At 27.1% G+C, this 14317-nt stretch carries 15 protein-coding genes; 11 read left to right on the forward strand and 4 right to left on the reverse strand.

From position 1 onward, the window contains the following. Positions 1–3 precede the first annotated feature (3 nt). Genes X275_RS10490 through X275_RS10505 form a run of 4 tightly spaced genes read right to left on the reverse strand, consistent with a single transcriptional unit; the run spans position 4 to position 2655 of the window. The gene (locus tag X275_RS10490; RefSeq protein ID WP_047268741.1) at positions 4–903 is read right to left on the reverse strand and encodes an ABC transporter ATP-binding protein; all 900 of its coding nucleotides are present in this window, start codon (positions 901–903) and stop codon (positions 4–6) included. Beyond that, positions 896–1387, reverse strand: a complete 492-nt coding sequence (locus tag X275_RS10495) for a hypothetical protein (protein WP_047268742.1) — start codon at positions 1385–1387, stop codon at positions 896–898. Before X275_RS10495 ends, X275_RS10490 begins: the two co-directional genes overlap by 8 nt. A 1-nt stretch (position 1388) precedes the next feature. Continuing rightward, a complete protein-coding gene (locus X275_RS10500) occupies positions 1389–2249 on the reverse strand; it encodes a hypothetical protein (protein ID WP_047268743.1) in 861 nt (286 codons plus the stop codon). Between the two features lies 1 nt (position 2250). Continuing rightward, positions 2251–2655 carry a PspC domain-containing protein gene (locus X275_RS10505; protein WP_047268744.1) on the reverse strand — a complete coding sequence of 135 codons (405 nt, stop codon included), beginning with the start codon at positions 2653–2655 and terminating at the stop codon, positions 2251–2253. 175 nt (positions 2656–2830) lie between these two features. On the opposite strand from X275_RS10505, the gene X275_RS10510 reads away from it, so the two are divergent. From X275_RS10510 to X275_RS11225, 11 genes are all read left to right on the forward strand, one after another. Next, positions 2831–3367: a hypothetical protein gene (locus tag X275_RS10510; protein WP_047268745.1), complete on the forward strand. Its 537-nt coding sequence runs from the start codon at positions 2831–2833 to the stop codon at positions 3365–3367. After that, positions 3322–4149 carry a hypothetical protein gene (locus X275_RS10515; protein WP_047268746.1) on the forward strand — a complete coding sequence of 276 codons (828 nt, stop codon included), beginning with the start codon at positions 3322–3324 and terminating at the stop codon, positions 4147–4149. The genes X275_RS10510 and X275_RS10515 overlap by 46 nt, the downstream gene beginning before the upstream one ends. Then, positions 4146–5105 (forward strand): calcium/sodium antiporter, encoded by a 960-nt coding sequence (locus X275_RS10520; RefSeq protein WP_047268747.1) that lies wholly within the window; start codon positions 4146–4148, stop codon positions 5103–5105. The genes X275_RS10515 and X275_RS10520 overlap by 4 nt, the downstream gene beginning before the upstream one ends. Before the next feature lie 12 nt (positions 5106–5117). Then, a complete protein-coding gene (locus X275_RS10525) occupies positions 5118–5801 on the forward strand; it encodes a metal-dependent hydrolase (RefSeq protein WP_047268748.1) in 684 nt (227 codons plus the stop codon). Positions 5802–5891: 90 nt separating this feature from the next. Further along, the gene (locus X275_RS10530) at positions 5892–6164 is read left to right on the forward strand and encodes a thioredoxin family protein (protein WP_047265226.1); all 273 of its coding nucleotides are present in this window, start codon (positions 5892–5894) and stop codon (positions 6162–6164) included. 245 nt (positions 6165–6409) lie between these two features. Continuing rightward, the gene (locus X275_RS11220; RefSeq protein ID WP_047265225.1) at positions 6410–6850 is read left to right on the forward strand and encodes a J domain-containing protein; all 441 of its coding nucleotides are present in this window, start codon (positions 6410–6412) and stop codon (positions 6848–6850) included. Between the two features lie 46 nt (positions 6851–6896). Continuing rightward, positions 6897–7547 carry a DUF47 domain-containing protein gene (locus X275_RS10540; protein WP_047268749.1) on the forward strand — a complete coding sequence of 217 codons (651 nt, stop codon included), beginning with the start codon at positions 6897–6899 and terminating at the stop codon, positions 7545–7547. Between the two features lie 54 nt (positions 7548–7601). Next, positions 7602–8774, forward strand: coding sequence for an inorganic phosphate transporter (locus X275_RS10545; protein WP_084822615.1), 1173 nt, complete (start codon positions 7602–7604; stop codon positions 8772–8774). Positions 8775–9237: 463 nt separating this feature from the next. Further along, positions 9238–10455 (forward strand): 6-phosphofructokinase, encoded by a 1218-nt coding sequence (locus X275_RS10550; RefSeq protein ID WP_047268750.1) that lies wholly within the window; start codon positions 9238–9240, stop codon positions 10453–10455. A 240-nt stretch (positions 10456–10695) separates the two neighbouring features. After that, positions 10696–12669, forward strand: coding sequence for an excinuclease ABC subunit UvrB (uvrB, locus tag X275_RS10555; protein ID WP_047268751.1), 1974 nt, complete (start codon positions 10696–10698; stop codon positions 12667–12669). A 470-nt stretch (positions 12670–13139) separates the two neighbouring features. Then, positions 13140–14317, forward strand: a 1178-nt coding sequence (locus X275_RS11225) for a hypothetical protein (protein ID WP_156168790.1), incomplete at its 3' end; no start/stop codon positions are given.

Below are 14317 nucleotides of genomic sequence, written 5' to 3' on the forward strand. Positions count from 1 at the left end.
ACCTTATTCTCGTAAAGTTCGCCCTGTAAGGTTTAAAAACACATCTTCTAAGTTTGGTTTTCTTATAACTATATCATCCAGATATATATCTTTATCTTTTGAAAAACTCATTATATTAAACAGAGTATCTTCAACATTATCTGTTTTAATTTCTACTTTTTCATCAAAAATAACACCATTAAATTTTTCTTCAAATATTTTATTATTACTACTTTTAAACACTATTACCGATTCCTTATTTAATAATTTTATCAATTTATCAACTGTACCTTTTGCAATTATCTTACCATGATCTATTATTTGAACACTATCTGCTAAATATTCAGCTTCTTCCATATAGTGTGTAGTTAAAACTATAGTTTTACCCTGATGTTTTAACTCCAACACTATATCCCAAATATTTCTTCTCGATTGAGGGTCAAGCCCGGTTGTAGGTTCATCTAAAAACACGATTTCAGGATCATTCACTAATGCTACAGCAATTGCCAACCTTTGTTTTTGACCTCCAGATAATTCTTTTACTTTAGCATTCTTTTTTTCATTTAGGGACATTTTATTAATTAATTCAATAGGTTCAATTGATTTTTTATATAAGCCGCCAAACATTTTCAAAGTCTCATACACTGTTAGATTATCAAAAAAAGCATTGTTCTGCAACTGAACCCCTATTTGTTCTTTAATATAAAAATCCTGAGGAGATGTGTATTTTTCAAAAAAAATTATTTCTCCTGAATCTTTTTTTCTTAATCCTTCTATTATCTCAAGTGTAGTTGTTTTACCTGCACCATTTGGCCCTAAAAATGCAAAAATTTCACCTTTTCTTACAACAAAAGAAATATCATCAACGGCTTTAACTTTACCATAATACTTCTTTAAATTCCTTATTTCTATTACATTATTCATTATTACCCACATCCTTTTTTATTAAAAACATTAAACCAAAAAGAATAAAAATTATACCAATAGTATAATTCCATACTCTTACACTATTTGAAATTTCTTCAATAAAAAATATAATAGATATACCGCTTAATAAAAAAGATGGAAATAAAAGATTTTTTCTTTTAGTTGCCAAATACATTTGAAATAATCCAACAGCTGGTGCTAAAATAAATCCTGGCCATAATAAATTCAATACTTTATTCCCAAAAAAAGAACTTATTAAAAATATTATTCCAATTGTAGTTAATACTCCTCCCGGAACCAAAATACCTGGGTTCTTTTTATATTTAAAATAATCATATTCAAATTTTATCCCAGGAATTAGTATAAATAGAGGCCAGATATAATTCCAAGAAATATTTATATTAAAAATATTAGAAAATATTAAATATATCCCTATTATTATTAAAAACATACCACCTAAAATATTTTTATTTTTTCTCATCTTATTTCACCTCTTTTTCCAATTTTTCAAAATCATTTGTTTTTAAATTAATGGTTAATACTCCAGCATCTATATTTCCTTGAAAATCACCTTCGCTATCTTTAATCATATCACTACTAATATTAATCTTTTTTATTCCTGCATCATATTTTAAAAAATACGTTGTTTTATCTGGTAATATCATATTAAACTTAGTTACTCCACTATCTATATCAAAAAATATTTTTTCTTTAAACATTCCTATTTTACCCTCAATTCTACTAACACCTGAGTCTATCTGAAAATATTTTATAGTATTTACTTCTTCATTTAAATTAACATTTGCAACACCGCTATCAATATAAAATTTATATATATATTTAGATGGTATTTTCAAATAAATTTTATATCCTTTTGAACCAAATATATTACTTTCAAAATTTATTTTCCCTCTTTTTTGAATTATATTCAAATCCTTTAAACCATAATAATATCCATATATTTTATCAGAATTATCATCTATTGATATATCAAGTGTAACTGTCAAAACATCAAATCTTAAAGTTATTATTTCAGAATCTGGTAATATTGCAAATTCAAACTTTTCATAATTAGCATAATTAATATCATTATTATAATCAAAAAAATCCGCATTATAATTCCAAAAAACAAGTAGCAATAAAAATATTAAAGTTATGATCCAATTAATATATTTAATCCATTTGATGTTTTTTGATAATATTGACATACCTGTAATTATCAAAAGAAAAGGCCAGAATTTTAAAAAATTAAATCCCATTTTAATTAATATATCAACGGTAAAACCCTGTAATATAAATATTATTCCTATTACAACAAAAAAAAGACCAAATACATATCTCATTTTATCTCCCCCTTTTCATCAATAAATATAACCCAAAGATCAAAAAGATAATTCCAAAAAATAAACTTAAAGATATTAAATCAGGAAAAAAATTTTTTATTACAAAAATAATTCCAATTGTTATGAAAAATAGACCAATAAAAAAATTATTTCTTTCACTATGTTTTTTATAAAAATTATTTTGTTCAGAATTTTTATCTTCTTTTTCTACTGTTTTATTTATCGGTTCTTCAGGAATAATTATCCAGGCTATTATATATAATATTATGCCTATGCCATCTGCCAAAATTAATCCAAAATATAATAATCTAACAAGTGTAGAACTAATATTAAAATAATTTGCTATACCTCCACAAACCCCTCCAACAAATCTATCCTTCCTTGAACGATATATCTCTTTTTCCATACCATCACCCCACTTTACTATCTTTTTGTCTACTTAAATTATATATTACTTTTATTACCTTTTAAACAATAAAAAGACATATTGTCATTTTTATACAATAAAATGTCATTTAATATGATATAATATTATTGTTATTTTTTAGTGTTAATGTCAGCTTTAAAAAGGAGGCTTATATATGAGTTTAAACTATCTCGCTTTACAATTTAATACACTTGACACTTTAGAAGATAATTTAGAATTTATAGAAGGAATTATGGATTTTGTATATCATAAAAAACTATCCTTTTTCCTCATTAATGGCAATCCATTTAAAAATGGCTCTATATCCGATGAAGATATAGAACAAATCAGTGATTTTTTATCAGCTATTTCTGATTATAATAATTGTACTATAATTACAGCACAAATGTATAATAAGAGATATCAATTATTTATTCAAAAACCATATGAAGAATTGGAAATAGTAACAACCTATTCATTTAAACTTACTGGTGAAAAAAAGATAATTATAAACTCTAATCCTGAAAATAATAAAAATATTTTAAACATTTTTATTAACCCTTATTTTGAAATTATAAATCAAAATAATTTAATTAATCTAGAAAATTATCTTTATTTAACTCCACCATCATTGGGTAAAACAAAAATAAAATTAGGTGATAAAACATGGATAGGCGGAAATTCAGAAGGATATCTATATTTTTCCTGGTAATAATATTAATTAATTTTCTTAAAATAATATTGGTAACTGATGACTACTTATATATACTAAATTTATCCTTTTATCCTCATTTTGAATTAATAAATAATAATAATTTATATTCTGAAATTTCAACATATAAAAAAATCCCATTTAAAGGAAACGGTGTATTAAAATTTAATAGTCCTGGAAAAAAAATAATTATCAATATTTCTAAAAAAATAATATCAAAATCTGACAATTTATTTTTAGTTTATAACAACACATTTAAACAGATATATTTAAGTAATTTAACTATATTTACCCAATTAAACATCCCTACAGAAACTTTTAAAATAATTGAACTATTCTTTAAAAACAATTATATTTCCTTACCAAAACAATTATATATTATTTCAACAGAATACATGCAATCATTTTTTACACCACCTAATTATATATTTTTAAGAAAAAATGATTTATTTAATGGAGTAATAGTTCATGAACTTTCACATTATACATTTGGATACCTTATTAAAAAGAAAAACAAAGAAGATACATGGCCAGAAATTTTATGTGAAAGTATAAGACTCAAATACCTTTATTTAGATAATCAAAAATTATATAATAATTTATTAAATAAAAAAGAAAAAAACGAAGAAGATATATACTCTCTGGTGCTAAAATACCCTTTAATAATAAATAAATTTCATTTCTTCATTACTGATTTTATAAATACCTATAAAAACAAAACGTTATCCGATAAAGATTTTAACAATTTTTATAAAGACTTTGAAAGGAGAGAAAATAATTGATTTTAGATATAATCCTTATTATAATTGGAATGTTATTGTTGATAAAAGGTGCAGATTATCTAATTGAAGGATCTGTTGGATTTTCAAGAAAAATCGGAGTTTCAGAATTATTCACAGGCCTTACATTAGTAGCTTTTGGAACAAGTGCGCCTGAATTATTTGTTAGTATTAGTGCTGCTTTAAACGGTTCTGCTGGCATTGCCCTTGGAAATGTAATAGGAAGTAATATTACCAATATAGCTTTAATTTTAGGATTATCATTAATGATTAAAAAAAGTTCCATTCCAAAAAGCACACTTGCATATGAAATCCCTTTTGTAATATTAATATCACTAACTTTATTATTTATGTTATTAGATGGAAATAGTTCTCTTTCAAATTTTGATGGTTTTATTTTACTAACCTATTTGATTATATTCATAGCATATATGTATAATATGGCAAAAAATGATAAAACTATTCAGGAACAATTGTTAGAAGAAATACATGAAGTCAAAACAGATGAAATTTCATGGAATAAAATTGTATTTCTTGTTTTACTTGGAATTGTTATGCTTGCAATAGGCGGCGAAATAACCGTAAGAGGTGCTTCAGATTTCGCAAAAATTCTCGGCTTAACAGAAACACTAATCGGTGTAACAATTATTGCAATTGGAACATCTTTACCAGAATTAGTAACAAGTATTATTGCAGCCCAAAAAGGAACAAATGATATTTTAATAGGTAATCTTATAGGATCAAATGCCTTTAATATTCTTGTTGTTTTAGGAATAACTGCAAGTATTCATCCTGTAATTCCTGATAGAAGCGTTATATTTGATGCTTATTATATGGTTGGAGTTGTCTTTCTTACAGAAATATTTTTATTCAAAAAAAGAGAAGCTGGTTTCTGGAAAGGTTTGATTTTATTATTATCTTATATTTTTTATATTCTTATAAACATAAAATTAGGATAAGGAGGGGATTTCATGAAAGTATATTTTTTAGGTCACGCTGTTGTATATATTGAAGCAAGTAAAAAAATATTAATAGATCCATTTTTGAATGGCAATCCTCAAGCTACTAAAAAAATATCAGATTTTAAAGAATTAGATTATATACTTATAACTCATGGACATTTGGATCATATGGGTGATGTGGTAGAAATAGCCAGAAATACTCAAGCTACTGTTATTTCTAACTTTGAAATAATAAATTATCTTGAAAAAAAAGGAGTAAAAAATTTACATCCCATGCATATTGGTGGAAGAAAGGAGTTTGATTTCGGAAGTATTAAAATGACTCCTGCTTTACATGGTTCTGGAATTATAGAGGGCGACGATATTATTTATGGTGGTAATCCTGGTGGGTTTATAGTAAAAATTGATGGAAAAAAAATATATCACTCAGGAGATACCGGATTAACAAAAGATATGGAATTATTGGATTTAGAGAATATAGACCTTGCATTTTTGCCTATTGGAGGTAACTTCGTTATGGATGTTGAAGATGCCGTTATTGCAGCTAAAATGATTAAACCTAAAATAGTTGTTCCCTTTCATTACAATACATGGGAAATAATTAATGCTGATTCAAATGCATTTAAAACCAAGGTTGAAAGCTTAAATATTAAATGTAAAATATTAAAACCTGGAGATTATATAGAATTTTAAAATTTGATTCTTGTTAACTATTTTTCTTTAATATTTAAAGTCTATTTGTTAAAATCCCCTGAAAAGAATTTTTGAAAAGGGGGTAATTAAGTGAAAGCTTACTATTTTGCAAACAAAACATGTAGAACATGTAAAGGACTATGGCCAAAGGTTGAAGGATTAATGGATGAATATAATGTAGAACTTGAATATGTCGATGTTGAAGAAAAACCTGAAATTTCTGGTCAGATGTTAGTGTTTTCAGTTCCAACATTGGTTTTTGTTGATGAAGATAACAGAGAATTAAATAGATTTTACAGAAATTTCGGAATGCAAGAAGTTAGAAATTTTATCGAAAGGTATATATCAATAATGAATTCTTAATTAATAGACTCTCTGAATTATCAGAGAGTCTATTAATTACAGATTGTAAAAAAATTATTTCCACATTTTTTATAAATACATTGTCTTCGGAATATATTTAATAGCTTCTCTAATAGAAACTATTGATTATTTACTTTTGAAAAAGCATGGAAACATTTTTTCAAAGTATTTATGATACAATAAATTTGTGAAATAAAATATTTATCTATAAATACTAATTATAAGTTTATGAAAGAAGGAATACTATGGAAAGTTTATTAACCTTTATCGGATTATTAGTTGTTATATCAATATTTTTCAGATTTATTGGACTAATTTTTGCTATGATGTTTAGATATCCTATATTATTTCTTTTTGGAATATTCGGAATATACTTTATATTCAGAAATATGAGATTCAAATTTTACACTTATAGACGATACTACAACCAAAATAGAAATTACAATGACACTTCTCAACATTCATATGGTTCACAAAACTACTATGAGTTGAGGCAGAAATATGATTATTACAGAAATTTATTCAATTTACCAGAAAATTACACTAAAGATGAATTAAAAAAGAAATTCAGAGAGTTAACAAAAAAATATCATCCTGATAAATGTCAAGAAGATAAAGAAAAATGCGAAGAGAGATTTAAAAAAATAAATGAAGCTTATGAATTTTTATTAAAATATGCAAAATAACTTAAAAACAGCTCTGGAGGTGATTGTTATTAGTATTTGGGGTAAAATGTTTCAAAAATTTAGTCCCATAGAAGAACTTATAAAACATGCTCGTATAGTTGAAGAAGCATCTGATTATTTACCAGAATTATTCGAAAGATATCTAAACAACAAACCTATTGATGATATAGTAAACAAAATTGATAAATTAGAAGATGACGCAGATGATATAAAAAGAAACTTTCGACAATATTTAAAAAGAGGACACTTATACAGATTTGAAAGATCTGAATTATTGAATTTCATTGACTTACAAGATAAAATAATAGATTTGATAGAAGATGTCGCAAAAAAAATGACTTTTAATAGAATAGAGTTTGATGAAGAACATAAAAAAATGATATATTCTGTAGTTGATGAAATTGAAAAAATGTTAGATCATTTCAAAAAAACTGTAAAATATATAAATGTAATACTCGAATCAGACTTTTCAAAATCAACCATTTCTTCTGAAGAAAAAGATATTTCAGAAATGAAATGGTTTGAAAAAGATATAGATAATAGACTGTTTGAGTTTGGAAAATGGCTTTATTCACAAAAAAATAATATACACCCTATTGATTTCTTATATATTAGAGAATTAATTTTATTACTTGCAAGAATAGCAGACGTAACCCAAAACGTATGTGATAGAGTACATATTCTAATAAATGAATAAAGGAGGAATATCGTGAGCGCGATACTTATTATCGGACTATTAATAGGATTTGGAATGGCATTAGCAATTGGTGCCAATGATGTTGCTAATTCTATGGCTACCGCTGTTGGAGCTAAAGCCATAACTCCTAAACAGGCTGTTGTAATTGCTGGTGTGTTGGAATTCGTTGGAGCCACGTTTTTCGGAAAACAAGTTACAGACACTATAAGGAAAGGAATCCTACATTTAGACATTTTAGCAGATCCAAAACTGGTTATATGGGGTTCTATGGCTGCTTTACTTGGTGCTACTATATGGCTTGCAATTGCAACATATAAATCGTGGCCTGTTTCAACAACACATTCAATCGTTGGTGGAATGGTTGGTTATGGTATTGCCGCAGGTGGGCTTGCAGTAGTTAACTGGTCTAAAATCATTACCATTACCTTAAGCTGGATCATTTCTCCTTTAGTTGGTTTAGCAGTTTCATTTGCAATGTTTAAAGCTATTTCTGCAACTATTCTTCATAGTAAAAATATCAAGAAAAACTCCAAAATTTGGATTCCATTCTTTCTTGGATTAGCTGCATTTATCATAGGTCTTTCTTTTATAGTAAAAACACTTCATATTCCGATAACCTTTAAAGCTATATTATATGCTATACTTTTTGGAATATTTATGTCTTTAATAATTATGATTTATATAATAATAAAATTGAAAAATGTTTCAGATGATCCTTATGTATATGTTGAGGAAATATTCAGAAAATCTCAGGTTGTTACTTCATGTTATGTTGCATTAGCCCATGGTGCCAATGATGTTGCTAATGCAATTGGTCCCGTAGCTGCTATATATGCTGCTGTAGTAACAGGTACAGTTGGTGCCAAAGCTGAAATTCCAAGATATATTCTCGCATTAGGTGGTTTAGGTATAGCTATAGGTGTTGCAATATGGGGAAGCAGAGTAATGAAAACAGTTGGAACAGAAATTACAGAGTTAAACAATTCAAGAGGATTCGCAATAGACTTTTCAACCGCAACAACAGTATTATTAGCTTCAAATATGGGAATGCCAATATCAACAACACATACAGTAGTTGGTTCTGTTATAGGAAATGGGTTAGCCAGAGGTACCGGTTCAATTAACCTGGGAGTTATCAAAGACATATTTGTTTCATGGTTTTTAACAGTTCCAGCAGCTGCTATTGTGTCTTATATATTATTTAAAGTTTTCGCTTTATTCTTCTGAAAAATTGTTATATGATATTTACAAATCTTTTTTTAAATGAAGCTTTAATATGCTAAAATATCCCTGTCATAAGATGGGGATATTTTTTATTTTTTCTATATAATTTTGCTCCTCAAGTTTCCGCTTGTTTGACTTTTTAAATAAGAAGAATATCTAAAAAGTCAAATTCACTCAGACAGCGATTATCCTTAAAATTATTCATTCTCAGCCGTCGCTCAAACAATACATCGTGTATTGTTTCACGGCATTACATCCATGTAATTTTGACGGCTTTCATTTACGCTTAGATTTTTTAGGATAAAAAATCTAAGGGAAAAAGATTTATAATTATATAATAAAAATCTTTTATCCTATACCCGCGGTAGCGTGTAAGGGCAATCCTCGAGTCTTCTTTTCATTTGAAACTTTTTAAACATTCTATAAATAAGTTATAAATTAAAATTGTTATATTGGAGGGATTAACATGAAAAATGCTATATATGCACAATCAGGTGGTGTAACAAGTGTTATAAATGCATCAGCATATGGTGTAATAAAAGCGGCTTTAAATTCTGAAAAAATTGATAATATATATGTTGCCATTAATGGAATTAACGGCGTTTTTAATGAAAAATTAGCTGATATGAGTAAAGAAGATCCTGATCAAATTGAATTATTAAAATTCACACCATCCAGCGCATTTGGTTCTTGTAGAAGGAAATTAAAAACAGAAGAAGAATTTCAAAAAATATTTGAAATATTTGAAAAATATAACATACATTACTTTTTTTACAATGGTGGAAATGATTCAATGGATACAGCTAACAAAATTCACCAATATGCACAAAAAATAAATTATGATTTAAGGGTCATTGGTGTGCCAAAAACAGTGGATAATGACTTACCAGAAACTGACCATACCCCAGGATTTGGGTCTATTGCAAAATATTTATCGGTTTCTATTTTAGAAGGAACATTAGATGTTAAAAGTATGGCAGCAGATTCCACAAAGGTATTTATATTAGAAACAATGGGAAGGCATGCAGGCTGGGTTGCTGCTTCAACTGCATTGGCTAAAAGACATGAAAGTGATGGTCCACATATCATTTTAATACCTGAAGTGCCTTTTCACAAAGAAAAATTCTTTGAAAAAATCCAGAATACAATTAAAAGATACGGATATTGTTCTATAGCTGCATCTGAAGGTATAAAATACGAAGATGGTACATTTGTTGCCGCGAGAGGCTATCAAGATAATTTTGGAAATGTTCAATTAGGTGGAATTGGTTCAACTTTAGCAAATTTAATAAAAACAGAGTTAAATATAAAAACGCATTATGCAGTACCTGATTATTTACAAAGAAGTGGAAGACATATATCAAGTCAGATAGATGTTAATGAGGCTATAGAAGTTGGAACAATGGCTGTAAAATATGCATTAGAAGGATATAGTGGATATATGGTTGGAATAGAAAGAATATATAACAACCCCTATTTAAGCAAAACAAAATTAATATCTTTAGAAAATGTTGCAAATGAAACAAAATTAATTCCAGAAGAATTCATAACCGAAGACGGTATGTTTGTAAATGAAAAATTTATTGAATACGCATTACCTCTAATCGAAGGTGAATATTATCCACCTTATCTAAACGGTATCCCTGTATATGCAAGATTAAAATTAGAATTGGTAAAAAAATAAAATAAATCCCAATTGTTAACACAATTGGGATTTTATAGTATATAAGATAAATGATTTTTATTATTTAATTATAAATCCTTTTTCCCCTTAGATTTTTTAATATAAAAAATCTAAGGGGAAAGGAGAGCGGTAGCGTGTAGGGGCAATCTTCGAATCTTCGTTGCATTTGAAACTTTTTAGATCATGTATAATTAAAAAATCTAAGCGTAAATGGTGTATTTTTAAAAGAAGGTGATGTATATGACCAAATTTAAATTAAATTCAAAATATAAACCACAAGGCGATCAGCCAGAAGCTATAAAAAAAATAATAGATGGAATTAATAAAAATTACAGATTTCAAACCCTACTTGGTGTAACCGGCTCTGGAAAAACCTTCACAATGGCCAATGTTATTGAAAAATTAAACAGACCAACACTTATATTATCCCCAAACAAAATACTTGCCGTACAATTATATAGAGAATTTAAAGATTTTTTCCCAGAAAACAAAGTAGAATTTTTTATTAGCTATTATGACTATTATCAACCAGAAGCATATTTACCCGGACGAGATATGTACATTGAAAAAGATGCAACAATAAATGACGTTTTACAAAAAATGAGGCTTTCTACACTAAAATCTATATTAACAAGAAGAGATGTTATAGTTGTTGCAAGTGTTTCAACTATTTACGCTTCAGGTAATCCGGAAGATTTTGCAAATATAAATTTAAAACTACAGATTGGAAAAGAATATAAAAGAAGATTCATTTTAGAATCACTAGCAAAAATGTTATATACCCGTTCTGAAGATAAGCATACCGGTGGAAATTTTAGATTTAAAGGAGATATTCTTGAAATCTACCCTCCATATGAAGATTTTGGAATTAGAATAGAATTTTTTGATGATGAAATTGAAAGAATTTATTCTTTTGATATATTGAATAGAACAAAAATAGAATTTTTTGATAAAATTACCATTTATCCTGCCAGTGAATTTGTCACAACAGAAGAAAAAATCCAGAGGGCAATTGACTCCATAAAAAAAGAATTAGAAATAAGAATAAACGAATTTCAAAAAATGGGGAAATTACTTGAATCCCAAAGGCTAAAGCAACGTACCTTAATGGATATGGAATTACTTGAAACACTTGGCCATTGTAAAGGTATTGAAAATTATTCCAGACACTTTGATAATAGAAATCCAGGAGATCCACCATGGACATTACTCGATTATTTTGACAAAGATTTTATAACCTTTATTGACGAATCTCATATAGCAATACCCCAATTAAGAGCTATGTGGGCTGGGGATCATTCAAGAAAAAGAAACTTAATCGAATACGGTTTCAGATTACCTTCTGCATATGATAATAGACCTTTAAAATTTGAAGAATTTTTATCAAAGATAGGTCAAACGATTTTCGTTTCTGCAACTCCAGGACCATTTGAATTTGAACATTCTAACCAGATTGTCGAACAAATAATAAGACCAACTGGACTAATAGATCCAGAAGTACTTGTTAAACCTACTATAGGGCAGGTTGATGATTTTATAGATGAATTGCAAAAAGTTATTAAAAGAAACGAAAGAGCAATAGCCGTTGTCTTAACAAAAAAAGATGCAGAAATGCTTGCGGATCATCTAAATCTAATTGGAATAAAAGCAACTTATTTACATTCTGAATTGGATGCTATGGAAAGATCTGAAGTAGTAAGAAAACTAAGAAGTGGAGATGTAGATGTTGTTATTGGAGTTAATTTATTAAGAGAAGGGCTTGACCTACCGGAAGTTTCACTAGTTGCTATAATGGATTCTGATAGAGAAGGATTTTTAAGATCAGAAACTACATTAATCCAGACAATAGGCCGTGCTGCAAGAAATATAAATGGAAAAGTTATATTGTATGCAGATAAAATTACAGAAGCAATGCAAAACGCTATTTACGAAACAAATAGAAGAAGAAAATTGCAAATGGATTATAATGAAAGAAATAATATAAAACCAAAAAGTATAATAAAAGAACTACCTAAAAATATATTTGAACAATTTATGGAAAAAGTTGAAAAACCAGAATTTATATTTGAAGTTGCTGAAAATACAACACCAGAAGAATATATACAACTACTGGAATTAGAAATGTTTAAAGCCGCATCAGAACTAAGATATGAAGATGCAGCAAAATACAGAGATGAAATCAAAAAAGTAAAAAAGAAATATAGATTAAAATAACATTAATCAAAGAACTGCTGAAAAAGCAGTTTTTTTATTTAAAAGAGTGTTGACAAAATATTAATAAAAGCGATATAATAGACTTTAGGTAAACATAAGTAAATTTTTTGTAAAATAAGGTTATAACCTGAAAATGATATCTATTTTTTGAAATTCTAACATAATTAGTATATCAAAGATATATTAATGACGTTAATTTTTTAATTAATTAATTAATTGTAAGTATAAACTATTATATAAAGAAAAAATAAGAAAAGTATGTATTAAGATGACTTTGTGATAAAAAAAAGATAAACATATTGAACAGTAATGATAGATATAGAAAGCAGAAAAATAATAGACATAATCGACGCACAAGGAGATAGAATTACTATAGTTATATAATAACTCAGAGTTAGAATCAAATCTTTAAAATAATTTATCATTTTTATTATTTTTACAAAAACATTATACACAAGGTGGTGAATAAAATGAAAAGAAGGTTATCTTTATTAGTATTGTTAATAATAGTATTTTTATCAGGATGTTTAAATGAAAACAATATCCCACCATCAAAAGCACTTGAAGTATATCCGATAAACCATAGCACAAATATTCCATTAAAAATAACATTAAAATGGGAAGGTTATGATGAAGAAAACGGAACAAATTTGAATTATGACGTATATTTAGGGAAAAATAAAGAAAATTTGAATTTAATGGAAAATAAAACAGCAAAAACTAAATATCAAGTAATTGGATTAGAACCGAACACAACATATTATTGGAAAATAGATAGTATAGACAGTAAAGGAGCAAAGACAGAAGGAGAGATATGGGAATTTACAACCAAAGAAAATACTCCACCATCATCTCCAAATCTAATAGAACCAGAAAATAACGCTACAAATGTTAGTTTAAATCCTACATTGAAATGGAATGTTACTGATTTAGATGGGCATGAATTAAAATATGATATTTATTTTGGAACAGATATTAATAATTTAAATTTAATTGTAGAAAATTATACAGATACATCATATCCTCTAAATGGATTAGATCCTAATACAAAATATTACTGGAAAATAATTGCAAAAGATAAATATAATGGAAAGACAGAAGGAGAGATATGGGAATTTACAACCAAAGAAAATACTCCATCATTATCTCCAAATTTAATAGAACCAGAAAATAACGCTACAAATGTTAGTTTAGATCCCACATTAAAATGGAATGTTACTGATTTAGATGGACATGAATTAAAATATGATATTTATTTTGGAACAGATATTAATAAATTAGAATTAATTGCAGAAAATTATACAGATACATCATATCCTCTAAATGGATTAGATCCTAATACAACATACTATTGGAAAATAATAGTTAAAGATAATAATGGTAATTCTACATCAGGTTCAATTTGGTCTTTTACTACAAGAAAAGAGAATGTTAATAAAAATATTATAGCGGTAGCTGCTGGTATAGAAGGACTATTAATAATTGATATATCCGATCCATATAATCCAGAACAAATTGGCCATTACGATACTAAGTGGGCAAATGGAGTATATGTAAAAGACAATTTAGCTTTCGTTGCGGATGACTATAATGGATTGGTCATTATAGATATATCCGATCCATATAATCCAGAACAAATTGGCCATTA

The organism is Marinitoga sp. 1197 (assembly GCF_001021165.1).
Lineage (GTDB): Bacteria > Thermotogota > Thermotogae > Petrotogales > Petrotogaceae > Marinitoga.

Excerpts from the sequence above, each read along its gene's own strand:
- X275_RS10490 (WP_047268741.1), bottom strand. The coding sequence starts at position 903 with ATGAATAATGTAATAGAAATAAGGAATTTAAAGAAGTATTATGGTAAA.
- X275_RS10495 (WP_047268742.1), bottom strand. The coding sequence starts at position 1,387 with ATGAGAAAAAATAAAAATATTTTAGGTGGTATGTTTTTAATAATAATA.
- X275_RS10500 (WP_047268743.1), bottom strand. The coding sequence starts at position 2,249 with ATGAGATATGTATTTGGTCTTTTTTTTGTTGTAATAGGAATAATATTT.
- X275_RS10505 (WP_047268744.1), bottom strand. The coding sequence starts at position 2,655 with ATGGAAAAAGAGATATATCGTTCAAGGAAGGATAGATTTGTTGGAGGG.
- X275_RS10510 (WP_047268745.1), top strand. The coding sequence starts at position 2,831 with ATGAGTTTAAACTATCTCGCTTTACAATTTAATACACTTGACACTTTA.
- X275_RS10515 (WP_047268746.1), top strand. The coding sequence starts at position 3,322 with ATGGATAGGCGGAAATTCAGAAGGATATCTATATTTTTCCTGGTAATA.
- X275_RS10525 (WP_047268748.1), top strand. The coding sequence starts at position 5,118 with ATGAAAGTATATTTTTTAGGTCACGCTGTTGTATATATTGAAGCAAGT.
- X275_RS11220 (WP_047265225.1), top strand. The coding sequence starts at position 6,410 with ATGGAAAGTTTATTAACCTTTATCGGATTATTAGTTGTTATATCAATA.
- X275_RS10540 (WP_047268749.1), top strand. The coding sequence starts at position 6,897 with ATGTTTCAAAAATTTAGTCCCATAGAAGAACTTATAAAACATGCTCGT.
- X275_RS10545 (WP_084822615.1), top strand. The coding sequence starts at position 7,602 with ATGGCATTAGCAATTGGTGCCAATGATGTTGCTAATTCTATGGCTACC.
- X275_RS10550 (WP_047268750.1), top strand. The coding sequence starts at position 9,238 with ATGAAAAATGCTATATATGCACAATCAGGTGGTGTAACAAGTGTTATA.
- uvrB (WP_047268751.1), top strand. The coding sequence starts at position 10,696 with ATGACCAAATTTAAATTAAATTCAAAATATAAACCACAAGGCGATCAG.